The 25,465-nt window shown below is 56.2% G+C and carries 23 protein-coding genes and 1 pseudogene; 15 read left to right on the plus strand and 9 right to left on the minus strand.

Features of this window, described 5'->3' with window-relative positions:
- The first annotated feature begins 3 nt into the window (after window positions 1-3).
- The 4 genes from aaeA to AOY23_RS07565 all read left to right on the plus strand — a co-directional run bounded on the left by aaeA (window position 4) and on the right by AOY23_RS07565 (window position 4,772).
- A complete protein-coding gene (aaeA, locus tag AOY23_RS07550) occupies window positions 4-936 on the plus strand; it encodes a p-hydroxybenzoic acid efflux pump subunit AaeA (RefSeq protein WP_054179048.1) in 933 nt (310 codons plus the stop codon).
- Between the two features lie 5 nt (window positions 937-941).
- Window positions 942-2,909 carry a p-hydroxybenzoic acid efflux pump subunit AaeB gene (aaeB, locus tag AOY23_RS07555; protein ID WP_054179047.1) on the plus strand — a complete coding sequence of 656 codons (1,968 nt, stop codon included), beginning with the start codon at window positions 942-944 and terminating at the stop codon, window positions 2,907-2,909.
- An 83-nt stretch (window positions 2,910-2,992) separates the two neighbouring features.
- The gene (locus tag AOY23_RS07560) at window positions 2,993-4,447 is read left to right on the plus strand and encodes an NAD-dependent succinate-semialdehyde dehydrogenase (RefSeq protein WP_054179046.1); all 1,455 of its coding nucleotides are present in this window, start codon (window positions 2,993-2,995) and stop codon (window positions 4,445-4,447) included.
- Between the two features lie 52 nt (window positions 4,448-4,499).
- On the plus strand, window positions 4,500-4,772 hold the full coding sequence (locus AOY23_RS07565; protein WP_054179090.1) for a barstar family protein: 273 nt from the start codon (window positions 4,500-4,502) through the stop codon (window positions 4,770-4,772).
- 50 nt (window positions 4,773-4,822) lie between these two features.
- Here the strand turns inward: AOY23_RS07565 and yhcN (AOY23_RS07570) are convergent, their stop codons facing one another.
- The 4 genes and pseudogenes from yhcN (AOY23_RS07570) to AOY23_RS23140 form a co-directional block, all read right to left on the minus strand.
- Entirely contained in the window at window positions 4,823-5,089 is a 267-nt protein-coding gene (gene yhcN / locus AOY23_RS07570; protein ID WP_054179045.1) for a peroxide/acid stress response protein YhcN, read from the minus strand.
- Between the two features lie 108 nt (window positions 5,090-5,197).
- The gene (gene yhcN, locus AOY23_RS07575) at window positions 5,198-5,461 is read right to left on the minus strand and encodes a peroxide/acid stress response protein YhcN (protein ID WP_054179044.1); all 264 of its coding nucleotides are present in this window, start codon (window positions 5,459-5,461) and stop codon (window positions 5,198-5,200) included.
- A gap of 367 nt (window positions 5,462-5,828) precedes the next feature.
- The gene (argR, locus tag AOY23_RS07580) at window positions 5,829-6,299 is read right to left on the minus strand and encodes a transcriptional regulator ArgR (RefSeq protein ID WP_038160782.1); all 471 of its coding nucleotides are present in this window, start codon (window positions 6,297-6,299) and stop codon (window positions 5,829-5,831) included.
- Window positions 6,256-6,449: pseudogene (locus AOY23_RS23140) on the minus strand (hypothetical protein). The gene argR and the pseudogene AOY23_RS23140 overlap by 44 nt, the downstream one beginning before the upstream one ends.
- A 250-nt stretch (window positions 6,450-6,699) precedes the next feature.
- Between AOY23_RS23140 and mdh the strand changes: the two are divergent.
- The gene (mdh, locus tag AOY23_RS07585; protein WP_054179043.1) at window positions 6,700-7,638 is read left to right on the plus strand and encodes a malate dehydrogenase; all 939 of its coding nucleotides are present in this window, start codon (window positions 6,700-6,702) and stop codon (window positions 7,636-7,638) included.
- A gap of 55 nt (window positions 7,639-7,693) precedes the next feature.
- On the opposite strand, the gene degS is transcribed toward mdh, so the two are convergent.
- From degS to zapG, 3 genes are all read right to left on the minus strand, one after another.
- Window positions 7,694-8,764 (minus strand): outer membrane-stress sensor serine endopeptidase DegS, encoded by a 1,071-nt coding sequence (gene degS, locus AOY23_RS07590; protein ID WP_054179089.1) that lies wholly within the window; start codon window positions 8,762-8,764, stop codon window positions 7,694-7,696.
- 88 nt (window positions 8,765-8,852) lie between these two features.
- Window positions 8,853-10,220 carry a serine endoprotease DegQ gene (gene degQ / locus AOY23_RS07595; protein WP_054179042.1) on the minus strand — a complete coding sequence of 456 codons (1,368 nt, stop codon included), beginning with the start codon at window positions 10,218-10,220 and terminating at the stop codon, window positions 8,853-8,855.
- A gap of 170 nt (window positions 10,221-10,390) precedes the next feature.
- Window positions 10,391-10,789 carry a Z-ring associated protein ZapG gene (zapG, locus tag AOY23_RS07600; RefSeq protein WP_054179041.1) on the minus strand — a complete coding sequence of 133 codons (399 nt, stop codon included), beginning with the start codon at window positions 10,787-10,789 and terminating at the stop codon, window positions 10,391-10,393.
- A gap of 184 nt (window positions 10,790-10,973) precedes the next feature.
- On the opposite strand from zapG, the gene zapE reads away from it, so the two are divergent.
- The 10 genes from zapE (at window position 10,974) to nanQ (ending at window position 19,409) form a co-directional block, all read left to right on the plus strand.
- Window positions 10,974-12,101, plus strand: coding sequence for a cell division protein ZapE (gene zapE / locus AOY23_RS07605; RefSeq protein WP_054179040.1), 1,128 nt, complete (start codon window positions 10,974-10,976; stop codon window positions 12,099-12,101).
- 220 nt (window positions 12,102-12,321) lie between these two features.
- Window positions 12,322-12,750, plus strand: a complete 429-nt coding sequence (gene rplM / locus AOY23_RS07610; protein WP_002918559.1) for a 50S ribosomal protein L13 — start codon at window positions 12,322-12,324, stop codon at window positions 12,748-12,750.
- 15 nt (window positions 12,751-12,765) lie between these two features.
- Window positions 12,766-13,158 (plus strand): 30S ribosomal protein S9, encoded by a 393-nt coding sequence (gene rpsI / locus AOY23_RS07615; RefSeq protein WP_000829815.1) that lies wholly within the window; start codon window positions 12,766-12,768, stop codon window positions 13,156-13,158.
- 315 nt (window positions 13,159-13,473) lie between these two features.
- On the plus strand, window positions 13,474-14,112 hold the full coding sequence (gene sspA / locus AOY23_RS07620; RefSeq protein ID WP_038160803.1) for a stringent starvation protein SspA: 639 nt from the start codon (window positions 13,474-13,476) through the stop codon (window positions 14,110-14,112).
- Window positions 14,113-14,115: 3 nt separating this feature from the next.
- A complete protein-coding gene (gene sspB / locus AOY23_RS07625; protein WP_054179039.1) occupies window positions 14,116-14,613 on the plus strand; it encodes a ClpXP protease specificity-enhancing factor in 498 nt (165 codons plus the stop codon).
- Window positions 14,614-14,715: 102 nt separating this feature from the next.
- A complete protein-coding gene (gene nanR, locus AOY23_RS07630; protein ID WP_054179038.1) occupies window positions 14,716-15,519 on the plus strand; it encodes a transcriptional regulator NanR in 804 nt (267 codons plus the stop codon).
- A 124-nt stretch (window positions 15,520-15,643) separates the two neighbouring features.
- Window positions 15,644-16,552, plus strand: a complete 909-nt coding sequence (gene nanA, locus AOY23_RS07635; RefSeq protein WP_054179037.1) for an N-acetylneuraminate lyase — start codon at window positions 15,644-15,646, stop codon at window positions 16,550-16,552.
- 33 nt (window positions 16,553-16,585) lie between these two features.
- Window positions 16,586-18,073: an MFS transporter gene (locus tag AOY23_RS07640; RefSeq protein ID WP_054179036.1), complete on the plus strand. Its 1,488-nt coding sequence runs from the start codon at window positions 16,586-16,588 to the stop codon at window positions 18,071-18,073.
- Window positions 18,070-18,945 (plus strand): N-acetylmannosamine kinase, encoded by an 876-nt coding sequence (nanK, locus tag AOY23_RS07645; RefSeq protein WP_054179035.1) that lies wholly within the window; start codon window positions 18,070-18,072, stop codon window positions 18,943-18,945. Before AOY23_RS07640 ends, nanK begins: the two co-directional genes overlap by 4 nt.
- Window positions 18,942-19,409: an N-acetylneuraminate anomerase gene (gene nanQ, locus AOY23_RS07650; RefSeq protein ID WP_054179034.1), complete on the plus strand. Its 468-nt coding sequence runs from the start codon at window positions 18,942-18,944 to the stop codon at window positions 19,407-19,409. The genes nanK and nanQ overlap by 4 nt, the downstream gene beginning before the upstream one ends.
- A gap of 33 nt (window positions 19,410-19,442) precedes the next feature.
- Here nanQ and AOY23_RS07655 read toward each other — a convergent pair whose 3' ends face one another.
- The gene (locus AOY23_RS07655; RefSeq protein WP_054179033.1) at window positions 19,443-20,861 is read right to left on the minus strand and encodes a glutamate synthase small subunit; all 1,419 of its coding nucleotides are present in this window, start codon (window positions 20,859-20,861) and stop codon (window positions 19,443-19,445) included.
- Window positions 20,862-20,870: 9 nt separating this feature from the next.
- Complete coding sequence (gene gltB, locus AOY23_RS07660) at window positions 20,871-25,331, minus strand: glutamate synthase large subunit (protein ID WP_072170955.1); 4,461 nt, start codon at window positions 25,329-25,331, stop codon at window positions 20,871-20,873.
- Between the last annotated feature and the right edge of the window lie 134 nt (window positions 25,332-25,465).

Here is a 25,465-nt window from a genome sequence, read left to right on the forward strand (position 1 = left end):
GCTGTGAAAACACTTACAAGAAAAATCTCCCGTACGGCCATCACACTGATACTGGTTATTCTGGCGTTCATGGCTATTTTCCGGGCCTGGGTCTATTACACGGAATCGCCGTGGACGCGTGACGCGCGCTTCAGCGCTGATATCGTTGCCATCGCCCCGGATGTTGAAGGTCTCATCACTGAGGTGAATGTTAAAGATAACCAACTGGTGAAGAAAGACCAGGTGCTGTTTGTCATCGACCAGCCGCGTTATAAAAAAGCGCTGGAAGAGGCCGAAGCGGATGTGGCCTATTACCAGGCGCTGGCCAGTGAAAAACGCCGCGAGGCGGGCCGCCGTAATCAGTTAGGCATTCAGGCGATGTCGCGCGAAGAGATTGACCAGGCGAATAACGTGCTGCAAACCGTCGAACATCAACTGGCGAAAGCGCAGGCTTCGCGCGATCTGGCGCGACTGGATCTGGAACGCACCACCATCCGCGCACCCGCGGACGGCTGGGTAACCAACCTTAACGTCTATACCGGTGAGTTTATTACCCGCGGATCTACGGCGGTGGCGCTGGTGAAAGAAGGGTCATTCTATGTCATGGCCTATATGGAAGAGACCAAACTGGAAGGCGTCCGTCCGGGTTATCGCGCGGAAATCACGCCGTTAGGCGGTTCGGTGGTGCTTAAAGGGACGGTGAACAGTGTGGCGGCGGGGGTGACCAACGCCAGCAGCAGCAACGACAGCAAAGGCATGGCGACCGTCGACTCTAACCTGGAATGGGTGCGTCTTGCCCAGCGTGTGCCGGTGCGTATTCATCTCGATCAACAGCGCGGCAATCTGTGGCCCGCCGGTACAACGGCGACCGTTGTCATTACCGGCACTCAGGATCGCGACGAGCGGCAGATGACGTTTTTCCAGAAACTGGCGCTGCGCCTGCGTGAGTTCGGCTAATCGCGATGGGCATTTTTTCTATCGCCAGTCAGCATATTCGCTTTGCGCTTAAGCTTGCCTGTGCGATTGTGCTGGCGCTGTTTGTCGGCTTTCACTTCGAGCTGGAAACACCGCGCTGGGCGGTGCTGACCGCCGCGATTGTCGCGGCAGGCCCGGCCTTTGCCGCCGGTGGCGAACCCTATTCCGGTGCCATCCGTTACCGCGGCATGCTGCGTATTATTGGTACTTTTATTGGCTGTATCGCCGCGCTCACCATCATCATTCTGATGATCCGCGCGCCGCTGCTGATGATTCTGGTGTGCTGCGTGTGGGCGGGTTTCTGTACCTGGCTCTCTTCCCTGGTACGCGTGGAAAACTCCTACGCCTGGGGGCTGGCGGGGTACACCGCGCTTATCATCGTGATCACCATTCAGACCGAGCCGCTGTTGACGCCGCAGTTTGCGGTGGAACGCTGCAGCGAGATTGTGATCGGCATTGTTTGTGCGATCGTCGCTGATCTGCTGTTTTCCCCGCGATCCATTAAACAGGAGATCGACCGGGAGCTTGATGCGTTGCTGGTGGCGCAATATCAGCTAATGCAGTTGTGCATCCGCCACGGCGACAGCGAAGAGGTGGACAAAGCCTGGAGTGCGCTGGTGCGCCGCGCCCAGGCGATGGAAGGGATGCGCAGCAACCTGCATATGGAATCTTCGCGCTGGGCCAAAGCCAACCGCCGCCTGAAAGCGCTGAACACCCTTTCGCTGACGCTCATCACGCAGGCCTGTGAAACCTACCTGATTCAGAACACGCGCCCGGAGCTTATCACCGACACCTGGCGGGAGCTGTTCAGTGCGCCAGTGGAAACGCCGCAGGATGTGCATAAACAGCTCAAACGCATGCGTCGCGTGCTGGTGTGGACGGGCGAACACGACACGCCAGTGACGATTTACAGCTGGATCGGCGCTGCCACGCGCTACCAGTTGCTCAAACGCGGCGTGATCAGCAATGCCAAAATCAGCGTTCGCGAAGAGGAAATCTTACAGGGCGAGGTGGTGGTGCGCGCGGAATCCGCCGAACGCCATCACGCGATGATCAACTTCTGGCGTACCACGATGTCCTGCGTACTTGGCACATTGTTCTGGCTGTGGACGGGCTGGACGTCGGGTAGCGGCGCGATGGTCATGATTGCGGTGGTCACGTCGCTGGCGATGCGTCTGCCGAACCCGCGCATGGTAGCCATCGACTTTATTTACGGTACGCTGGCCGCGCTGCCGTTGGGGGCACTGTTTTTCCTCGTGATTATCCCCTCAACACAGCAAAGCATGTTGCTGCTCTGCATCAGCCTCGCTGTGCTGGCGTTCTTCATTGGTATTGAAGTGCAGAAGCGTCGGCTGGGTTCGCTGGGAGCGCTGGCGAGTACGATCAACATCATCGTGCTTGATAACCCGATGACCTTTCATTTCAGCCAGTTCCTCGACAGCGCGCTGGGCCAACTGGTGGGCTGTTTCCTGGCGTTTATGGTGATCCTGCTGATCCGCGATAACTCACAGGCGCGTACCGGACGCGTGCTGCTGAACCAGTTTGTCTCGGCGGCCGTCTCCGCGATGACCACCAACACGGCGCGACGCAAAGAGAACCGTCTTCCGGCTCTGTATCAACAGCTGTTTTTGCTGCTGAACAAATTCCCCGGCGACCTGGCGAAATTCCGCCTCGCCCTGACGCTGATTATCGCGCATCAGCGCCTGCGCGACGCGCCGGTGCCCATTAATGACGATCTCTCCGCTTTTCACCGTCAGTTGCGTCGCACCGCCGACCGGGTGATTACCGCCAACAACGACGTCAAACGCCGCCGCTGCTTTACACAACTGCTGGAAGAGCTCGACGTCTATCAGGAAAAACTGCGAACCTGGGAAGCGCCACCGCAGGTGACCGAGCCGGTAAACCGGCTGGTGGGTATGTTGAACAAATACCAGAATGCGCTGACCGATAACTAACCCCGAAAACCGACGCCAGAAGCGTCGGTTTTTTTGTGGCTATACTTATTTGTCAGGCAGAACACAACATACCAGGAGGACAAATGACAATACAGGCGCTTCAGGATCACGAGCTGTTCCGGACCGGTTATTTCGTTGACGGTGTCTGGAAAAACCTCGACACCACCTTTGACGTGGTGAACCCGGCGACCGGAGAAACCCTGGCGAAGGTCGCGAAAGCCGGTAAGAAAGAGACCGAAGAGGCCATTGCGGCCGCCAGTAAAGCCTTCCCGGGCTGGCGGGCGAAAACCGCAAAAGAGCGTTCGGAAATACTCAACAAATGGTATCAGTTGATCATCGAGAACAAATCCTGGCTTGGCAGGCTAATGACCGCCGAGCAGGGAAAACCGATCAAAGAAGCCGAAGGGGAAGTGGATTACGCCGCCAGTTTTATTCAGTGGTTTGCCGAACAGGCGAAACGCGCCAACGGCGAAATTATACCGGCGGTGAAACCCGGTTCGCGCATTCTGGCGACCCGCGAACCGGTCGGCGTGGTGGCGGCGATCACGCCGTGGAATTTCCCGATGGCGATGTTGACGCGTAAGCTCGGCCCGGCACTGGCCGCAGGGTGTACCGGGGTGATTAAACCGGCGAATAACACGCCATTGAGCGCCTTTGCACTACTGCAACTGGCGAAAAAGGCCGGTGTGCCGGACGGGGTACTGAACGCTGTGGCGGGCAATACGCCAGAAATCAGTGACGCCATCATGGCGAGCCATGAGGTACGCAAAATCTCCTTCACCGGGTCGACCGCCGTCGGTAAAACGCTGGTACGTAACGCCGCAGAGACGATGAAGAAAGTGTCGATGGAGCTGGGCGGCAACGCGCCTTACATCGTCTTTGAGGACGCTGACATCGACGCCGCGGTGAAAGGGGCGATCGCCAATAAATTCCGCAATGCCGGGCAGGTGTGCGTGAGCGTCAACCGCTTCTACATTCATGAAAACGTCTATGACGCGTTTACCCGTCAGCTCGCCGATGCGGTGAATGCGTTAAAAGTCGGCAACGGCGTGGACGAGGGCGTGGTGGTAGGCCCGTTGATTGAACCGTCGGCCGTTGAAAAAGTGAAAGAGCACGTTGCCGACGCGGTAGAAAAAGGCGCCCGCGTGCTGGCCGGTGGCAAACCGCACGCACTGGGCGGGAATTTCTGGCAGCCAACCGTGCTGGGTGAGTGCAGCGACAACATGAAGCTGGCGCAGGAAGAAACCTTCGGGCCCGTCGCCGCCTGTTTCCGTTTTACCACCGAGGATGAAGTCATTCAGCGGGCGAATAACACGCCGTTTGGTCTGGCGGCCTACTTCTACACGCAAAATCTGCAACGCGTCTTCCGCGTTTCTCAGGCGCTGGAAAGCGGCATGATCGGCATCAACGAATGCTCCGTCTCGACAGAGCTTGGTCCGTTCGGCGGCGTGAAGGAGTCCGGTCTGGGTCGTGAAGGCTCCGTGCTGGGGCTGGAGGAGTTTCTGGAAGTGAAAACCCTGCACCTTGGGGGATTGTAAGCGAGTAAGGAAACGGGTGGCGCTCGCCACCCGTCCGGGATGGGGCGCAGGCATGAAAATCTACACCTTTGATTTTGACGAAATCGAAACCATGGATGATTTTTATCAGCAATTCCGCCACGTTTTCGCCCTGGGGCGTGAACAGGTCAACGATCTGGATTCGCTGTGGGATGTGGTGACGGGAAGCGTATTGCCACTGCCGCTGGAGATTGAGTTCTCCCATCTCAGCGACGTTCAGCGCCGACGGTTTGGCGCACTGATCCTGCTGTTTGATGAAGCCGAAGAGGAGTCGGAAGGGCAGTTGCGCTTTAACGTTCAGCTATAAAAAAAGCCCCCGGCGAGCGGGGGCAAGTCGTCGGACAAGACGACGAGGGTTTATTTGTACAGTTCTGCCGTTGCGTGCCAGCTGGCATCAGAACGGGCTTCAATAATGCGGTAGGCGGATGCGCCTTCTTTTGCTGCTTTCGCGTCCAGTGCCTGGCGCATATCCATCGGGGCGCTACCAATCTGAGCAACAGAAATGGTGCCCATCGGCTGCAGATTGCGGGCCTGGTCAGCGCTGACCTGATGTACCGCGGCGCTGGCACCGAAAGAAAGAACAGAAGCTAAACCAAGGGATGCGATGATCATTGCGCGTTTCATACTCTTTTTACTCCATAAAATTGGGTCGAATCAGCGGCGAGAAGGGTTAAACTGCTTTTTTTATGCCTGGTGGCCGCTGACGAATAACAGATCGGATATTGTCAGAACTTATTTGTACAGTTCTGCAGTGGCGTGCCACTGGTCGCCGTTATGGGCTTCAATCACACGGTAGGATGTTGCACCCTGCTCATCGGCTTTTTTGCTCAGCATGGCGTTCATGTCCATCGGAGAAGACGCGATGGCGCCAACGGAAACGGTGCCGATAGACTGACGGTTTTGTGCCTGTTCGCTGGTGATGGAATCGGCAGCGAAAGCGCCAAAAGAGAGCGCGGACAGGAGACTCAGGACTGCAACAGTGCTGGTAGTTTTCATGATTTTTACCTCGTCGAATATTTTCGTGGGGCCCTCATTTCGTGACCCTCATCACAAAATCAAGTATACACTCGTCACGGAAAAAATTAATACCCTGCTAATGGTTTACTGCCTGATTACTCGCTAAGGGAATGATTTTTTATAACGTGAAGGAATTAAAAAAGGGAAATGAGAACCCTTTATCTTAATGAACGATAAGAAAATCATATAGATAACTGGATTTAACGATTTGTGCGTTAGTATTCGCTGGGTGAATGGTTTTGACTGGTGAATCGCACTATTTGTTAAAGTAAAAGCGAGATTTGTTGCGTTTACGTTGCGGCGGGAAAGGGTAACCCTCTGGACGACTGCCAGAGGGCGCAGCGGATCACAGCTCCTGTTCGAACAGCTCCAGAATGGCTTCGAACAGTTCTTTCACGGAAAAACCACGGGCCGGTGTCGTGAAGATGGTATCGTCACCGGCGATGCTGCCGAGAATACCTTCTGCTTTACCCAGCGAGTCCAGCAGGCGTGCGATCAACTGCGCCGCACCCGGGCTCGTGTGGATAACCACCACAGAATCGTTGTAATCGATATCCAGAACCAGATTTTTCAGCGGGCTGGAGGTCGTCGGGACACCCAGTTCGGCAGGCAGGCAGTAGACCATTTCCATTTTGGCGTTGCGCGTACGCACGGCGCCAAACTTCGTCAGCATGCGGGAGACTTTGGACTGATTAATATTATCGAATCCATCCTCCTGCAATGCCTGAACGATCTCACCCTGAGAACTGAATTTTTCTTCTTTTAGTAGCGCTTTAAATGCTTTTACTAACTCTTCTTGTTTTGCCGAGCTTCGCATATGTCACCCGTATCATGGCGGAGAAAACAACATTATTATGCATTTGAATGAATTTTTATGCAAATGATCTGCCACGGAAAAGGCTAAAATAATGTTATGAAAGGGGGGGATTTTATCAAAAAACGTTATCAAGAAACATGCTTGTGTCACGGGATGAAAATAAGGGTAAAAGTAAAACAAATGTTATAAAAATGATGTTGTTTTGCTAGCCTGGCAGGGTGTATTGTAACCAACAGTCAACCGTTTTCCGGCGCTGGCGGTGAGTGATTCTTAAAAGATTGTTGAATCGGTACGTACCCCGCATTCTAAAAGTGATCTTATTGTAATTATTGACCTTGTGAATTAAGGTCGCCGCAGCGAGATAACGGTAGATTAAATTAACCATAATAAGGAGTTTAGGATGAAAGTCGCAGTCCTTGGCGCAGCTGGCGGTATTGGCCAGGCGCTTGCCCTACTACTTAAGACCCAACTGCCTTCAGGCTCAGAACTCTCCCTGTATGATATCGCGCCAGTCACGCCTGGCGTGGCCGTGGATCTTAGCCATATTCCTACCGATGTAAAAATCAAAGGTTTCTCCGGTGAAGATGCAACGCCGGCACTGGGTGGTGCTGACGTGGTTCTGATCTCCGCAGGTGTGGCGCGTAAGCCGGGGATGGATCGTTCCGATCTGTTCAACGTCAACGCGGGCATCGTGAAAAACCTGGTGCAGCAGATTGCGAAAACCTGCCCGAAAGCCTGCATTGGTATCATTACTAACCCGGTTAACACCACTGTTGCCATCGCGGCCGAAGTGCTGAAAAAAGCCGGCGTTTATGACAAGAACAAGCTGTTTGGCGTCACGACGCTGGACATCATTCGTTCCAACACCTTTGTTGCCGAACTGAAAGGCAAACAGCCGACTGACGTTGAAGTGCCGGTGATTGGTGGTCACTCAGGCGTGACAATTCTGCCGCTGCTGTCGCAGATCCCGGGCGTGAGCTTCTCCGATCAGGAAGTCGCCGATCTGACCAAACGTATCCAGAACGCGGGTACCGAAGTGGTGGAAGCGAAGGCCGGTGGCGGCTCTGCAACCCTGTCTATGGGTCAGGCGGCTGCACGTTTCGGTCTCTCTCTGGTGCGTGCGCTGCAGGGCGAAAAAGGTGTTGTGGAATGCGCGTACGTTGAAGGTGACGGTCAGCATGCCCGTTTCTTCTCTCAGCCGCTGCTGCTGGGTAAAAACGGTATCGAAGAGCGTAAATCAATCGGCAAACTGAGCGCTTTCGAACAGCAGGCGCTGGAAGGCATGCTGGATACGCTGAAGAAAGATATCGCACTTGGCGAAGAGTTCGTGAACAAGTAAGGTTTCGCGAATGCAAAAACCGGAGCTTCATTAAGCTCCGGTTTTTTTATGGCTGTCAGTTGGTGGCGGGGTATTCCTGCACCGTCACAGACAGGGTGATTTTCTTATCATCACGCATCACCACCACTGCGATTTCTGAACCCGGGCGAATTTCCGCCACCTGATCCATCGTCTCCAGCGCGGAGATAGCCGGTTTACCGTTCACCGACGTGATGACGTCGTTAACCTGAATGCCTGCCAGCGCCGCCGGGCCGCCAGGCGCCACTTCGTTGACCACAATTCCCTGAAGCTGATCGATCCCACCGCCGCTTTGTGCGTGCAGTGGCGTAATTTCGCGCCCGCCAATGCCAATGTATCCACGGATAACGCGGCCATCGCGGATCAACTTATCCATGATTTTGGTAGCGAGCTGGAAAGGAATGGCGAAACCGATCCCTTCCGGCGTTTCTCCGTCGTTGCTCTTATCGAAGGAGAGGGTGTTAATCCCCATCAGTTCGCCCAGCGAATTCACCAGCGCGCCGCCGGAGTTGCCGTGGTTGATGGAAGCATCGGTTTGCAGGAAGTTCTGCCGCCCGGTGGGGTTCAGACCGATACGACCGGTAGCGCTGATGATCCCCTGGGTGATGGTCTGCCCGAGGTTGTACGGGTTACCGATCGCCAGTACCACATCGCCAATGTGGGGAATACGTTTCGGATTGATGGGGATAATCGGCAAACCGCCCGTCGCGTTGATTTTGAGCACCGCCAGGTCGGTCAGCGTGTCGGAACCGACCAGCAGCGCCTCGAAAACCCGTCCATCCTGCAGGGCGACGATGATCTGGTCGGCATCGTTGATCACATGCTTGTTGGTAATGATATAGCCGCGCTCATCCATAATGACGCCGGAGCCGAGCGTGCGGATCTCCAGTTGATTATTGGTATTGCTGTTGAGTCCACGGTTATAGACGTTAACGACCGCAGGCGCAGCGCGTCGCACCGCCTGATTGTAACTGGTGGGTGATTCATCCGCGCTGTCGAAACTGGCGGTGGTTTGGGTACCAATCTGACGCAAAGACGGCATGGCGGCTAACAAAATGCCACCAACAATCAAACCGATCGCGGTCGAACGTATGAGCTTTACAAGCATGATGCTGATATCACTGGTGAGTAAACAGCCGAAGCATAACACGAGTTATCCGGACATCACACGCCATGTGACATCCGGACAGGTTCGCTTAACGCAGCAGCAGATAGATGCTTTCGTTACCTCGCACCACATTCAGCGCAATAACGGACGGTTTCGCTTCCAGCACTTTGCGCATTTCGGCAATCGAGCGCACGCGTTCGCGGTTGATGCTGATGATGACGTCATCTTTATGCAGACCGACCTGTGCGGCGGCGCTGCCTTTCTCGATGCTGTCGATAACAATCCCTTTGCTGCCGTCTTTCAGTTGCCCGTCGCTAAGCGAGGCACCCTGCAATGCGGGCGAAATCTGTTCCGCGCTGGCGGTTGAAGACGTACTCTTATCGAGCGTCACTTCGACGTCCAGCGCTTTGCCGTCACGCAACAGGCCCAGCTTCACTTTGGTGCCCGGTTCGGTGGTGGCGATGCGTGAACGCAACTCCGCGAAGCTACTGAGCGGCTTGCCGTTGAGGCTGACAATCACATCGCCGGACTTAATGCCCGCTTTTGCCGAGCCGGAATTGGGCAACACTTCACTGACGAAGGCCCCGCGCTGCACGTCGAGCTTAAAGGCTTTCGCAATGTCGGCGCTCATTTCAGTGCCTTTGATCCCCAGCAGACCGCGTTTGATTTCACCAAACTGAATCAGCTGCTGAGAGAGCGTACGCGCCATATTGCTGGGGATGGCGAAACCGATGCCGACGCTGCCGCCAGCAGGGGCGAGGATTGCGGTGTTAATACCGATCAGTTCGCCGTTCAGGTTGAGCAGCGCGCCGCCGGAGTTACCACGGTTAATGGAAGCATCGGTCTGGATAAAGTTTTCCAGCCCTTCGAGATTCAGCCCGCTACGCCCCAGCGCGGAGACAATCCCCGAGGTGGCGGTTTGCCCGAGGCCGAACGGGTTACCGACGGCGACGACGAAATCGCCGACGCGCAGCTTGTCGGAATCGGCAATGGCAATTTGGGTCAGGTTGCTGGGGTTTTGCAACTGCAACAGAGCAATGTCGCTCTGGTCGTCGCTGCCGATAAGCTTCGCTTCAAACTCACGGCCATCGTTCAACTGGACGCTGATTTTCTGCGCCTGGCTGACGACGTGGTTGTTGGTCAGCACGTAGCCTTTCGCCGCATTAATGATGACGCCGGAACCGAGGCCTTCAAACGGCTGAGCCTGCTCATCGGGCCCCTGCTCGCCAAAGAATTTTTTCAGCTCTTCGGGCACCTGCTGGCTCTGCATTGCAGTGCCTTCCACCTGGACACTGACCACGGCGGGCAGGACTTTTTCCAGCATCGGCGCGAGGCTGGGCAGTGTACCCTGGCCTGGCACCGCAGTAGGTAGTGACGCCGCTGCGGACTGGATCGCAGAGAGAGATAATCCGACGCTTAACGCTAACGCACTCAACAGCAAAGTAGATTTCTTCATTGATGCTGGCTCTCGTAACCTGATGGGTAAGAAAAAGATCCCGAAACAGACCGATGTTATTGAATTTTCAATCAGCTAACAATGCGGATAATGATTAAATAATAGCTGGGGCAAGGAAGAAGGGACGGGCGCAACGGCAGCGCCCGTAAAAAATAATAGCGATTGTGCGATCAGTCGCGTTTTGCGCCACTGCGCAGCAGACCGGACGCGCCTTCGGAATAGTCACGAGGCATCTGCACCGGCGCCTGATCATTGCTGGCTTCAGATTCCGCCAGACGGCTGCGGAACGGGTTGGCTTCTGCCGCCATCTCCGGCAGCAGACTGCTGGAGCTTTTCGCCATGTGCTGGTATAGCTGACGGTAGTCGTGTGCCATGTTATCGAGCAGCTCTGCGCTACGGGCAAAGTGGCTCACTAACTCTTCACGATACTCATCCAGCTCTGCTTTGTTCTTTTCCAGTTCGTACTGCAGGGCCTGCTGCTGGCGTAACTTGCGGTTACCAAAACGCATGGCGACAGCACCGATAATAATGCCGACAACTAAGCCAATTAGCGCATATTCCCAGGTCATGAACTTCTCCCGTTGTTTTGTGGTTCCGTAGGGTGTTGGCCGTGAGGCGACTCCGATAGTGCCACTATAACCGCTATTCGCCAGGAAGTGGAATCCTGGCGTATCATCGCGTAGTGTAGAACCGCCTCTTTATACGTCAATCGTGAACTGCGGCATCGCGCTTTTCAAGGAATAACAATAACTCATGCAAAGCATTACCCCAACATCGCGTTATCTTCAGGCTCTCAGCGAGGGCAGTCACCAGGCTGATGATGTGCAGCGAGAAGCCGTAAATCGTCTGGAAAATATCTGGCAGGAACTGACGCAGCGATCCGCCGCGCCGCCGTCTGGCGGTGGGCTGATGGCCAGATTCGGCAAACTGTTGGGGAAACGCGAGGCGGCGGCAATGACGCCAGTGCGCGGGTTGTATATGTGGGGCGGTGTCGGGCGCGGGAAAACCTGGCTGATGGATCTCTTCTATCAGAGCCTGCCCGGCACGCGAAAGCAGCGTCTGCACTTTCACCGTTTTATGTTGCGCGTCCATGAAGAGCTGACGCAACTGCAGGGCCACAGCGATCCGCTGGAGATCATTGCTGACCGCTTTAAGGCCGAAACCGACGTACTCTGTTTCGATGAGTTTTTCGTGTCTGATATCACCGACGCCATGTTGCTGGGTGGACTGATGAAAGCCCTGTTCGAACGCGGCATTACGCTGGTCACCACCTCGAATATTCCGCCGGATGACCTTTACCGCAACGGTCTGCAACGCACGCGTTTTCTGCCTGCCATTGAGGCTATTAAGGAACATTGCGATGTCATGAACGTCGATGCCGGTGTGGATTACCGCCTGCGGACGCTGACGCAGGCGCACCTGTGGCTCTCCCCGCTCAACGACGAGACCACACAAGAGATGGATAAGCTCTGGCTGGCGCTGGCGGGCTCCCGGCGTGAACATGCGCCGGAACTGGAGATTAACCACCGTCCGCTGCAGACGCTGGGCGTCGAGAACCAGACGCTGGCGGTTTCCTTTACCACGCTGTGCGTCGATGCGCGCAGCCAGCATGATTACATCGCGCTTTCGCGTCTCTTTCATACCGTGCTGCTGCTGGATGTGCCGGTAATGACGCCGTTGATGGAGAGCGAAGCGCGTCGCTTTATCGCGCTGGTCGATGAGTTCTACGAGCGGCACGTGAAGCTGGTGGTCAGCGCCGCGGTGCCTTTATATGACATTTACCAGGGCGAGCGGCTGAAATTTGAGTTCCAGCGTTGCCTGTCGCGTTTGCAGGAAATGCAGAGCGAAGAATATCTGAAGCGTGAGCACTTAGCGGGCTAAAAACCCTGCGCGAATCACAAAAAGGGGTCGATCTTTGACCCCGACTTCTCTATAATCCTGCGACCCCACGTTACAACAAGTGTTTTTTTCCCGAAACCTTGTGTGCCGGCTAAACATATCCGAGGGGGTAGGTTTACTGGACAATGTCGTGTGAACCTCACATATTTTTAGACGTTTGTGTGTTCACCAACGTGAAACTAATTATTTGGGTAAGCTTTTAATGAAAACTTTTACAGCTAAACCAGAAACCGTAAAACGCGACTGGTATGTTGTTGACGCGACCGGTAAAACTCTGGGCCGTCTGGCTACCGAACTGGCTCGTCGCCTGCGCGGTAAGCATAAAGCGGAATACACTCCGCACGTTGATACTGGTGATTACATCATCGTTCTGAACGCAGAAAAAGTTGCTGTCACCGGCAACAAGCGCGAAGACAAAATGTACTACCACCACACCGGCCACATCGGTGGTATCAAAGAAGCGACCTTTGAAGAGATGATTGCCCGCCGTCCTGAGCGTGTGATTGAAATCGCGGTTAAAGGCATGCTGCCAAAAGGCCCGCTGGGTCGTGCTATGTACCGTAAACTGAAAGTTTACGCGGGCAACGAGCACAACCACGCGGCACAGCAACCGCAAGTTCTTGACATCTAATCGGGATTATAGGCAATGGCTGAAAATCAATACTACGGCACTGGTCGCCGCAAAAGTTCCGCAGCTCGTGTGTTCATCAAACCGGGCAACGGCAAAATCGTTATCAACCAGCGTTCACTGGAACAGTACTTCGGTCGCGAAACTGCCCGCATGGTAGTTCGCCAGCCGCTGGAACTGGTCGACATGGTTGAGAAACTGGATCTGTACATCACCGTTAAAGGTGGTGGTATCTCTGGTCAGGCTGGTGCGATCCGTCACGGTATCACCCGCGCTCTGATGGAGTACGACGAGTCCCTGCGTGGCGAACTGCGTAAAGCTGGCTTCGTTACTCGTGACGCTCGTCAGGTTGAACGTAAGAAAGTCGGTCTGCGTAAAGCACGCCGTCGTCCGCAGTTCTCCAAACGTTAATTTTGTCCTGCGTTTGCAGGAGAAGAATTGGCGAAAAAACCCGCTTCGGCGGGTTTTTTTTATGGATAAAATCCGTGATATCCACAAACAGACCCTGGTTCTACTCTCTTTTTCAGCATTTCCAGAATCGCCTCACCCCAAAGCCAACAAAATCTGGTAAACTATCATCCAATTTTCTGCCCAAATGCCGGGGATTGTTCATTTTTTGTTTTCACGTTGAACAAAGGGTGTCCTGCGTGCAGATGGGGCCTTATATCTGGCTGGCCACTGAGTGGCTGGCAGCAGTAAAAATTCTGAATATACCTGGAGGTTTTCATGGCTGTCGCTGCCAACAAACGTTCGGTAATGACGCTGTTTTCTGGTCCTACTGACATCTATAGCCATCAGGTCCGCATTGTGCTGGCCGAAAAGGGTGTCAGTTTTGAGATAGAGCACGTGGAGAAGGATAACCCGCCTCAGGATCTGATTGACCTCAACCCGAATCAGAGCGTCCCGACGCTGGTGGATCGTGAGCTCACCCTGTGGGAATCCCGCATCATTATGGAATATCTGGATGAGCGTTTCCCGCATCCGCCGTTAATGCCGGTCTATCCGGTGGCGCGTGGTGAAAGCCGCCTGTATATGCATCGCATCGAAAAAGACTGGTATTCGCTGATGAACATCATCACTACCGGTTCTGCCTCTCAGGCTGATGCTGCCCGTAAACAACTGCGTGAAGAATTACAGGCGATTGCGCCGGTATTTACCCAGAAACCGTATTTCCTGAGCGACGAGTTCAGTCTGGTTGATTGCTACCTGGCACCGCTGCTGTGGCGTTTACCGGTACTCGGCATTGAACTGGTTGGCGCCGGTTCGAAAGAGCTGAAAGGGTATATGACGCGCGTCTTTGAGCGTGATTCCTTCCTCGCTTCTTTAACTGAAGCCGAGCGTGAAATGCGCCTCGGTCGAGGCTAACGCATGGATGTATCTCAACTGTCTCCACGCCGTCCCTACTTGCTAAGGGCCTTCTACGAGTGGTTGCTGGATAATCAGTTAACGCCGCACCTGGTGGTGGATGTCACGCTGCCAGGCGTTCGCGTACCGATGGAATATGCCCGCGACGGGCAAATTGTGCTGAACATCGCCCCGCGTGCCGTGGGGAATCTGGAGCTTGCCAACGACGAAGTGAGCTTCAACGCGCGCTTCGGCGGCGTGCCGCGTCAGGTTTCCGTTCCGCTGGCCGCGGTGCTGGCCATTTACGCGCGTGAAAACGGCGCAGGCACCATGTTTGAGCCGGAAGCGGCTTATGATGAAGAGGGTGTCAGCCTGATTGATGACGAAGCCACCGTAACGGGTGAAACCGAAACGATGATGTCAGTGATCGACGGCGACAAACCCGATCATGAGGATGATGACGATCCCGATGATACCCCGCCTCCTCGCGGCGGCCGTCCGGCGCTGCGCGTGGTGAAGTAATCTTTTAACAGGCCCGTCCGGGCCTGTTTTGTTATCTGCAGGTGGTTTCGCCAGTCAGAAATTCCTGTGATAAGATGAAGAAAGCTGTCACATATCAACGCTATGGCATTTATGAACGCATTTGATCCGCAAGAAGAAAACGCTTCAGACACCATTGGTCGCAGTTTGCGTCGCCGTCCGCTGGCGCGTAAAAAGCTCTCCGAAATGGTGGAAGAAGAGCTGGAACAGATGATTCGCCGCCGTGAGTTTGCGGAGGGGGAACAGTTGCCCTCCGAACGTGAGTTGATGGCCTTTTTCAACGTTGGTCGCCCGTCGGTCAGGGAAGCGCTGGCAGCGCTGAAGCGCAAAGGGCTGGTGCAAATCAGCAACGGTGAACGCGCCCGCGTGTCGCGCCCTTCGGCGGATACTATCATCAGCGAACTGTCCGGTATGGCGAAGGATTTCCTCTCCCATCCCGGTGGCATCGCCCATTTTGAACAGCTACGTCTCTTTTTCGAATCCAGCCTTGTGCGTTATGCGGCGGAAAACGCCACGCCCGCGCAAATCGACCAGCTGGCGAAAGCGCTGGAGCTTAACAATCAGTCGCTGGATGACAACGTACTGTTTATCCGTTCCGATGTTGATTTCCACCGCGTGCTGGCGGAAATCCCCGGTAACCCGATCTTCATGGCGATCCACGTCGCGCTGCTCGACTGGTTGATCGCCGCACGGCCAAAAGTGCCGGATCAGGAACTCCACGAACATAACTATGTGAGTTATCAACAGCATGTGGCGATCGTCGATGCGATCCGCCACCGCGATCCTGACGAAGCGGATCGCGCGCTGCAAACCCATCTCAACAGTGTTTCCGCCACCTGGCACGCGTTTGGCCAGGAAAAGAAAACCCGCAAATCCTCCCGATCTTAACGATCGTCGTTTAGTGAAGCTGATCGCAGATTAAACATCTGCCATTAACTGCTGCTTATTTGATCTGGTATAACAGGTATAAAGGTATATCGAATTTCAGCTAAAACATCACTATGAGGTATCTATGAGCGTGAATTTACGTGGGGTTATGCCCGCTTTACTGACCCCCTTCACTAAAGAACAGGGGCTGGATAAAGAGAGCCTGCGGCGACTGGTTCGCTTCAACATCAGTCAGGGGATTGACGGGTTATACGTCGGCGGTTCAACCGGCGAAGCGTTTGTGCAGAGCGTGGCTGAACGTCAGGAAGTGCTTGAAATCGTGGCGGAAGAGGCAAAAGACAAAGTGACGCTGATTGCGCACGTTGGTTGCGTCAGCACGGCGGAAACGCAGCAACTCGCGGCGGCGGCGAATCGCTACGGCTTTGATGCGGTCTCTGCGGTAACACCGTTCTATTACCCTTTCAGTTTCGAGGAGCATTGCGATCACTACCGGGCTGTCATTGATGCCGCTGATGGTCTGCCGATGGTGGTATACAACATTCCGGCGCTAAGTGGCGTGAAACTCAGCCTGGATCAGATCAACACTCTGGTGACGCTGCCGGGTGTCGGCGCGCTGAAGCAAACGTCTGGCGATCTCTTCCAGATGGAGCAGATCCGCCGCGCACATCCGGATCTGGTGCTCTACAACGGTTATGACGAAATCTTCGCCTCCGGCCTGCTTGCCGGTGCTGACGGTGGGATCGGCAGCACCTATAACATCATGGGCTGGCGCTACCTTAATATCGTGAAGGCGTTACAGGCGGGAGATATCAGGACCGCGCAACAACTGCAAAGTGAATGTAATAAGGTCATCGATCTGCTGATCAAAACCGGTGTCTTCCGTGGTCTGAAAACTGTGCTGCATTACATGGATGTGGTTTCTGTTCCGTTGTGTCGTAAGCCGTTTGCCCCGGTGGAAGAAAAATATCTGCCGGAACTGAAGGCGTTAGCGAGCCAGCTTCAGGCTGAGAAGCGCCAGCATATCGCCGGATAAAAACAACGAAACGACGAGCGTCGGGAGAGTGATATGAGTATGTCAACCCAAAGCATCCCGTGGTACCGCCATCTCAACAAAGAACAGTGGCGCGCGTTTTCTGCCGCCTGGTTGGGGTATTTATTAGATGGTTTCGATTTTGTTCTGATTGCCCTGGTGCTCACCGAAATTCAGGGTGAGTTCGGTCTGACGACGGTGCAGGCGGCAAGCCTCATCTCCGCCGCCTTTATTTCCCGCTGGTTTGGCGGTCTGATGTTAGGCGCCATGGGGGACCGCTACGGTCGCCGTCTGGCGATGGTCAGCAGTATCGTCCTGTTCTCCTTCGGGACGCTGGCCTGCGGTCTGGCGCCCGGTTTTACCACCATGTTCATCGCCCGTCTGGTGATCGGCATGGGAATGGCGGGTGAGTACGGCTCCAGCGCCACTTACGTCATTGAGAGCTGGCCAAAGCATTTACGTAATAAAGCCAGTGGTTTTTTGATTTCTGGTTTCTCGGTCGGCGCCGTGGTGGCTGCACAGGTCTATAGCCTGGTAGTGCCGGTCTGGGGCTGGCGCGCGCTGTTTTTCATCGGCATCCTGCCCATTGCTTTCGCGCTGTGGCTGCGGAAAAACATTCCTGAAGCGGAAGACTGGAAAGAAAAACACGAAGGCAAAGCGCCAGTACGTACGATGGTTGATATTCTCTACCGTGGCAATCATCGGATGATCAACATCCTCATGACCGTCGTGGCGGCTGCGTCGTTGTGGTATTGCTTCGCGGGCGATATGCGTACCGCGGTGATGGTCGCGATCCTCGGTCTGGTGTGCGCAGCGATTTTCATCAGTTTTATGGTGCAGAGCAGCGGCAAACGCTGGCCGACAGGGGTGATGCTGATGGTCGTCGTGCTGTTTGCATTCCTCTATTCCTGGCCTATTCAGGCGCTGCTGCCGACGTACCTGAAAACCGAACTGGCTTACGATCCTTCCACTGTCGCTCGTGTGCTGTTCTTTAGCGGCTTTGGTGCGGCGGTCGGTTGCTGTGTCGGGGGTTTCCTCGGCGACTGGCTCGGTACTCGCAAAGCCTACGTCTGTAGCCTGCTGGCCTCACAGGTGCTGATTATCCCGGTGTTTGCCATCGGTGGTACCAGCGTCTGGGTGCTGGGCTTGTTACTCTTCTTCCAGCAGATGTTGGGACAGGGGATCTCCGGGATCCTGCCGAAATTGATCGGCGGCTATTTCGATACGGATCAACGCGCTGCCGGTCTCGGCTTTACCTATAACGTTGGCGCGCTGGGTGGCGCACTGGCGCCGGTGATCGGCGCGTTGATCGCGCAGAAGCTGGATCTGGGCACCGCACTGGGATCGCTCTCCTTCGGCCTGACGTTCGTGGTGATCCTGCTGATTGGTCTGGATATGCCGTCGCGGGTTCAGCGCTGGATCCGCCCGGAAGCGCTGCGCACGCATGATGCCATCGATGGCAAACCCTTCAGCGGCGCCGTGCCTTTGGGGGGCCATAAAAGCGACGTAAGGATGCGCTCATGACCACGCTGGCCATTGATATCGGCGGCACGAAACTGGCGGCCGGGTGCGTTAACAGTGACCTGCAGATTACAGCCCGCCGCGAAATGCCAACGCCCGCCAGCAAGACGCCGGAAGCGTTAGCGGAAGCCTTACGTCAGCTGGTACAACCGCTGTTGCCGGGCGCAACGCGGGTGGCGGTGGCCTCCACCGGGATTATTCATGACGGCATACTGACGTCGATTAACCCGGCAAACCTCGGCGGTCTGGCCCGCTTTCCGCTGGTGGAAACGCTGTCGCGCATCACCGGTTTGCCGTGCGTGGCGCTGAACGACGCCCAGGCCGCGGCGCTGGCGGAATATCATGCGTTGCGCGCCCCGGTGCCGGTGATGGTGTTTATCACCGTTTCAACTGGCGTCGGCGGCGGGATCGTCAGCGGTGGCAAACTGCTGACCGGTGAGGGCGGTCTGGCGGGGCATATCGGCCATACGCTGGCTGATCCTCACGGGCCGCGCTGCGGTTGCGGGCGTATCGGGTGTGTGGAAGCGATCGCCTCCGGGCGCGGCATAGCGGCAGCGGCGCACGGCGATTTGCAGGGGCTGGATGCGAAAACGATCTTCGCACGTGCGCAGCAGGGGCACACGCAGGCAGTGGAACTGATTACGTACTCAGCACAAACGCTGGCCCGCCTGATTGCTGACGTAAAAGCGGTGACCGACTGCGAGTGTGTGGTGGTCGGCGGCAGCGTCGGGCTGGCAGAGGGGTATCTGGCGCAGGTAAAAGCATTCCTCGCCGAAGAGCCACAGGCGTATCAGACCGCATTACGCGAAGCCTGTTTCCGCCACGATGCCGGGCTGCTGGGTGCGGCACTATGGGCAGAAGGAGTGATGCCATGATCACGGGCGATATTCATCAACCTGAGGCGGCAGGGTTACCGCAGGCGATTGCCGACGCGTTAACGCAGGCGCTGGCCGCCAGACCGGAGTATAAAGAGACCGGGCAGTATCCGTTGCAGGGCGACATGCTGTTTATGAATGTGATGCAGTTTGCCACGCAACTGCCGCAGGAGAAGCGCGCCGAACTGCATCGTGACTATCTCGATATTCAGGTGCTGCTGGAAGGCGAAGAACAGATCCGTTACGGACTGCGTGGCAGTGCGCGCGAGTGTGATGCCTGGAACGAAGAGGGGGATTATCAACTGTGCGACGCCATTGACGGCGAACAGACGTTAACGCTCAGACCGGGAATGTTCGCGGTGTTTATGCCAGGCGAACCACATAAACCGGGCTGCCATGTCAGCGTGGAACATACGATCCGAAAAGTGGTGATCAAGCTGCACCGCAACGCAGCGGAAGTCTGAAAAAGCCCGGCGGCGAACCCGCCGGGTTTTTGATTACACCTCGAGGAAATTCAGGATCCCTTCAGCAGCCTTGCGGCCTTCAGCGATCGCCGTTACTACCAGGTCAGAACCACGTACGATGTCGCCACCGGCGAAGATTTTCGGGTTGCTGGTCTGGAAGGCGTTTTCGTTGCCTTCCGGGGCGATAATGCGGCCCTGGCTGTCCAGCTCCACGCTGTGTTTTTCCAGCCACGACATGCTGTGCGGGCGGAAACCAAACGCCATGACGACGGCATCGGCCGGAACAACATGCTCGGAGCCCGGCACGATTTCAGCACGACGACGGCCTTTAGCATCCGGTGCGCCCATTTCGGTACGTGCCATTTTGACGCCGCACACTTTACCGTTGGCATTCACCTCAACGCCCAGCGGCTGAACGTTAAACTTGAATTCCACACCTTCTTCACGCGCGTTTTTCACTTCGCGTCTGGAGCCTGGCATGTTTTCTTCGTCACGGCGATAGGCACAGGTAACGTGCGTGGCGCCCTGACGGACGGAAGTACGCACGCAGTCCATCGCGGTATCGCCACCGCCCAGAACCACCACGCGTTTGCTTTCCATGCTGACGAACGGCTCGTCGGCAGTTTCGCCAAAGCCCATGATCTGCTTAGTGTTGGCAATCAGGAACGGCAGCGCGTCAAACACGCCATCGGCGTCTTCATTTTCCAGCCCACCACGCATCGACTGATAAGTGCCGACACCGAGGAATACCGCGTCATACGATTTCAGCAGATCATCAAGCTGCACGTCGCGGCCCACTTCGGTGTTCAGCTGGAACTCAATGCCCATACCGGTGAAGATTTCGCGGCGGCGGGTCATCACCTCTTTTTCCAGCTTAAAGGCCGGAATGCCGAAGGTCAGCAGGCCGCCGATTTCCGGGTGACGGTCAAACACCACCGCTTTCACGCCGTTGCGGGTCAGCACGTCGGCACATGCCAGACCTGCCGGGCCTGCGCCGATGATCGCGACGCGTTTGTCGGTTTGTTTCACACCGGTGAGATCCGGGCGCCAGCCCATCTCAAACGCTTTATCATTGATATAGCGCTCGATATTGCCGATGGTCACCGCGCCGAACTCGTCGTTCAGCGTACAGGATCCTTCGCACAGTCTGTCCTGCGGACAGACACGACCGCACACTTCCGGCAGGGTGTTGGTCTGATGCGACAGCTCCGCTGCTTCAAAAATACGCCCCTCATTCGCCAGCTTCAGCCAGTTAGGGATGTAGTTATGCACCGGGCACTTCCACTCGCAGTATGGGTTGCCGCAAGACAGACAGCGGTCTGCCTGCGCTTTGGCCTGGCCTTCGGAAAACGGCTCGTAGATTTCCACAAATTCAATTTTGCGGATCTTCAGTGCTTTTTTCGGCGGGTCAACGCGCTGCAGGTCGATAAATTGATATACGTTCTGGCTCATCTGAACTCCTTACTGCGCCTGCACACGCAGCTCAGCTGCGCTACGACTACGGTGACCCAACAGGGCTTTAACATCGCTGGATTTCGGTTTCACCAGCGCGAATTTTGCAGAGAACGCAGGCCAGTTGGCGAGGATCTCTTCGCCGCGTGAAGAACCGGTATGGTGCACATGCTCGGTGATTAATCCGCGCAGATGCTCTTCGTGGATGGCCAGCGAATCGACGGCCAGCACTTCCACCAGTTCCGGGTTGACGCGTTTACGGAAATCGCCGCCTTCATCCAGCACGTAGGCAAAACCACCGGTCATGCCCGCGCCGAAGTTAACGCCGGTTTTCCCGAGGATGCAGACAATGCCGCCGGTCATGTATTCACAGCCGTTATCGCCAATGCCTTCGACCACAGTGATCGCCCCGGAGTTACGCACCGCAAAACGCTCACCCGCGCGGCCTGCCGCATACAGACGACCGCCGGTCGCGCCATACAGACAGGTGTTACCGATGATGCTGGCTTCATGGCTACGGAAAGCGGAGCCGACCGGCGGACGTACCGCCAGCAAACCGCCCGCCATGCCTTTGCCGACATAGTCGTTAGCATCGCCGGTCAGGTACAGCTCAACGCCGCCCGCGTTCCACACGCCAAAACTCTGGCCCGCGGTACCGCTGAAATGCGCTTTGATCGGATCGGCGGACAGCCCCTGATCGCCATGCGTCTGCGCGATATAGCCTGACAGCAATGCGCCAACAGAACGGTCGGTGTTGCGAATATCAAACCAGAACGTTTTGCTCTGCTTGTCATCCACATACGGTTTCGCCTGCTGCAACAGTTGCGCGTTGAGCACGCCGTTATCGAACGGCGGGTTGTGCTCGGTGCAGTAGAGCGCTTTGCCCGGATGCGGCTCGGCGGTCTGCAGCAGTTTTGTCAGATCCAGCTTCTGCTGTTTGGCGGTGCAACCGTCCAGCGCTTTCAGCAGATCGGTGCGGCCAATCAGATCCACCAGGCGGGTAACGCCCAGTTGCGCCATCAGCTCACGAACTTCCTGAGCGATAAAGCCAAAGTAGTTAGTCACTTTGAACGGCAGACCGTGGTAGTGATTCTTACGCAGTTTGTCATCCTGCGTCGCAACACCGGTGGCGCAGTTATTCAGGTGGCAAATGCGCAGGTATTTACAGCCCAGCGCCACCATCGGCCCGGTACCGAAACCGAAGCTTTCCGCGCCGAGGATCGCCGCTTTGATGATGTCGAGACCCGTTTTCAGACCGCCATCCACCTGCAGACGAATTTTGTGGCGCAGACCGTTCGCCACCAGCGCCTGCTGGGTTTCCACCAGACCAAGCTCCCACGGGCAACCGGCATATTTCACTGATGACAGCGGGCTGGCGCCGGTACCGCCATCGTAACCGGCAATGGTGATGAGATCGGCATAAGCTTTTGCCACGCCAGTGGCGATGGTGCCGACGCCCGGTTCAGAGACCAGCTTCACGGAGATCATCGCTTTCGGGTTGACCTGTTTCAGGTCGAAAATCAGCTGCGCCAGATCCTCAATCGAATAGATATCGTGGTGCGGCGGTGGCGAAATCAGCGTCACGCCCGGCACGGAATAACGCAGACGGGCGATATACGGGGTGACTTTATCCCCTGGCAACTGACCGCCTTCGCCCGGTTTCGCGCCCTGAGCAACTTTAATCTGGATGACATCGGCACTGACCAGATACGCCGGGGTGACACCAAAACGACCAGAAGCGACCTGCTTAATGCGCGACACTTTGTTGGTGCCGTAGCGTGCCGGATCTTCGCCGCCTTCGCCGGAGTTGGAGAAACCGCCGATGCTGTTCATGGCTTCGGCCAGCGACTCGTGGGCTTCCGGGCTCAGCGCACCGATGGACATCGCCGCGGTATCGAAACGCTTAAACAGTTCAGTGGCGGGCTCGACGTCATTGATGCTGACCGCTTCATCACCCGGATTCAGCGCCAGCAGGTCGCGCAGCGTAGCCGCCGGGCGCTCGTTCACCAGTTTTGCGTATTCCTGATAATCACGATATTCACCACTCTGTACCGCCTGTTGCAGCGTGCGTACTACGTCCGGGTTGTAGGCGTGGTATTCGCCACCGTGAACGTATTTCAGCAGCCCGCCCTGCGACAGCGGTTTGCGCGTCAGCCAGGCGATCTTCGACAGGTTCAGCAGATCCTGCTGGAAGTCGTCAAAATTCGCGCCGCCGATACGGCTAATCGCACCCTGGAAGCAGAGGCCGGAGACGTCTGCGTGCAGGCCAACGGCTTCGAACAGTTTCGAGCAACGATAAGAGGCGACCGTCGAGATGCCCATTTTGGACATGATCTTATACAGGCCTTTGTTGATGCCGTTACGGTAGTTCAGCATCACGGTCCGGTAATCTTTTTCAATCGCCTTATTGTCGACCAGCTTCGCCAGCGTTTCATACGCCAGGTACGGGTAGATAGCCGTCGCGCCGAAGCCCAGCAGCACCGCAAAGTGGTGCGGGTCACGGACGCTGGCGGTTTCGACGATGATGTTGGCGTCGCAGCGCAGGCTCTTGTCCACCAGCCGCGTCTGGATAGCGCCCACCGCCATCGGCGCCGGAACCGGCAGACGGTTTTTGGCGATATTACGATCAGAGAGCACCAGCAGTACGGTACCGTTACGTACCATCTGTTCCGCGGTATCGCACAGCGCTTTCACGGTTTTTTCGAGCGTACTTTCGTTGACGTCGAAGGTGATATCGAGCGTGTCGGCGCGGTAATGCTCTTCCTGCATGGTGGTGAGCTGTTTGAAGTCAGAGTAAAGCAGGATCGGCGATTTAAAGCTCAGACGGTGCGCCTGGCCTTCCGCTTCACAAAAGACGTTCATTTCCCGGCCGATGCTGGTCGCCAGCGACATCACGTGCGCTTCACGCAGCGGATCGATCGGCGGGTTGGTCACCTGCGCAAACTGCTGGCGGAAGTAGTCGTAAATGATGCGCGGCTGGCTGGAGAGGACGGCGAACGGCGTGTCATCGCCCATCGAGCCGACCGCTTCCTGGCCGTTTTCACCCAGCACGCGGATGACGGAATCCAGTTCTTCGGCGCTGTAGTTAAACTGTTTCTGGAAGCTGGCGAGGGTATCGTCGTCCAGTTCGCGACTGCCCACTTCTTCGTCCGGCAGATCTTCAAACGGCACCAGGCGGCGGACGTTTTTCTCCATCCACTCTTTGTACGGGTGGCGGCTTTTCAGATCGTCGTCGGTTTCAGCGGAGTGCAGAATGTGGCCGCTGCGGGTGTCGATCACCATCAGTTCGCCAGGGCCGACGCGGCCTTTCTCAACCACTTCGTCGGGCTGATAGTCCCAGATGCCGACTTCAGAGGCGCAGGTGATGAGCTTGTCTTTTGTGATGACGTAGCGCGCCGGGCGCAGACCGTTACGGTCGAGGTTACAGGCGGCGAAACGACCATCGGACATCACGATGCCCGCCGGGCCGTCCCACGGCTCCATATGCATGGAGTTAAAGTCGAAGAAAGCGCGCAGCTCCGGATCCATATCCGGGTTGTTCTGCCATGCCGGTGGCACCAGCAGACGCATGGCGCGCACGATGTCCATCCCGCCTGCCAGAAGCAACTCAAGCATGTTATCGAGCGAGCTGGAGTCAGAGCCCGTTTCGTTGACGAACGGCGCGGCGTCCTGCAGGTCAGGGATCAACGGGGTCTGGAATTTATAGGTACGCGCCCGCGCCCACTGACGGTTACCGGTGATGGTGTTGATTTCGCCGTTGTGCGCCAGGTAGCGGAACGGCTGTGCCAGCGGCCAGCGCGGGACGGTGTTGGTGGAAAAGCGCTGGTGGAACAGGCAAATGGCCGATTCCAGACGCAGATCCGCGAGATCCAGGTAAAAGCGCGGCAGATCCGCCGGCATACACAGACCTTTATAGATGTTCACGAGATTCGACAGGCTACAGACGTAGAAGTCTTTATCGTCGAGCAGGCGCTTCTCAATGCGGCGGCGGGCGATAAACAAGCGACGTTCCATATCGCGCGGACGCCAGCCTGCCGGGGCGTTAACAAAAATTTGCTCAATACGCGGCAGTGAGGAGAGGGCGATTTCACCGAGCACACCGTCATTGGTAGGGACATCACGCCAGCCGACGATGGAGAGGGTTTCGCGTTGCAGTTCTTCTTCGACGACGTGACGCGCGCGACTGGCCAGTTCAGGATCCTGGCTGAGGAAAATCATCCCGACGGCGTAATTTTTGGCTAAACGCCAGCCGCGCTCTTCCGCCACGATACGAAAGAAACGATCCGGTTTTTGCAGCAGCAGGCCGCAACCGTCACCGGTTTTACCGTCGGCGAGGATCGCGCCGCGGTGTTGCATACGGGCCAGCGCATGAATAGCGGTGCGCACCACTTTGTGGCTAGGTTCGCCTTCTATGTGGGCGATCAGGCCGAAACCACAGTTATCCCTCTCAAGGGATTTATCGTACAACATATCAGTGAACCTCCCCAGGCTCTACGTGACACCCTCCTGACCGTTGCGCACAGGCGCAGCAAGAGCCTGGCGACGGGGCTGTGCGTTTCATACGCCTGCCTCGCATTCGCCCTCTTTATCCTTTTCGCAACGGT

This window comes from Trabulsiella odontotermitis (genome assembly GCF_001297775.1).
Taxonomy (GTDB): Bacteria; Pseudomonadota; Gammaproteobacteria; order Enterobacterales; family Enterobacteriaceae; genus Trabulsiella; species Trabulsiella odontotermitis.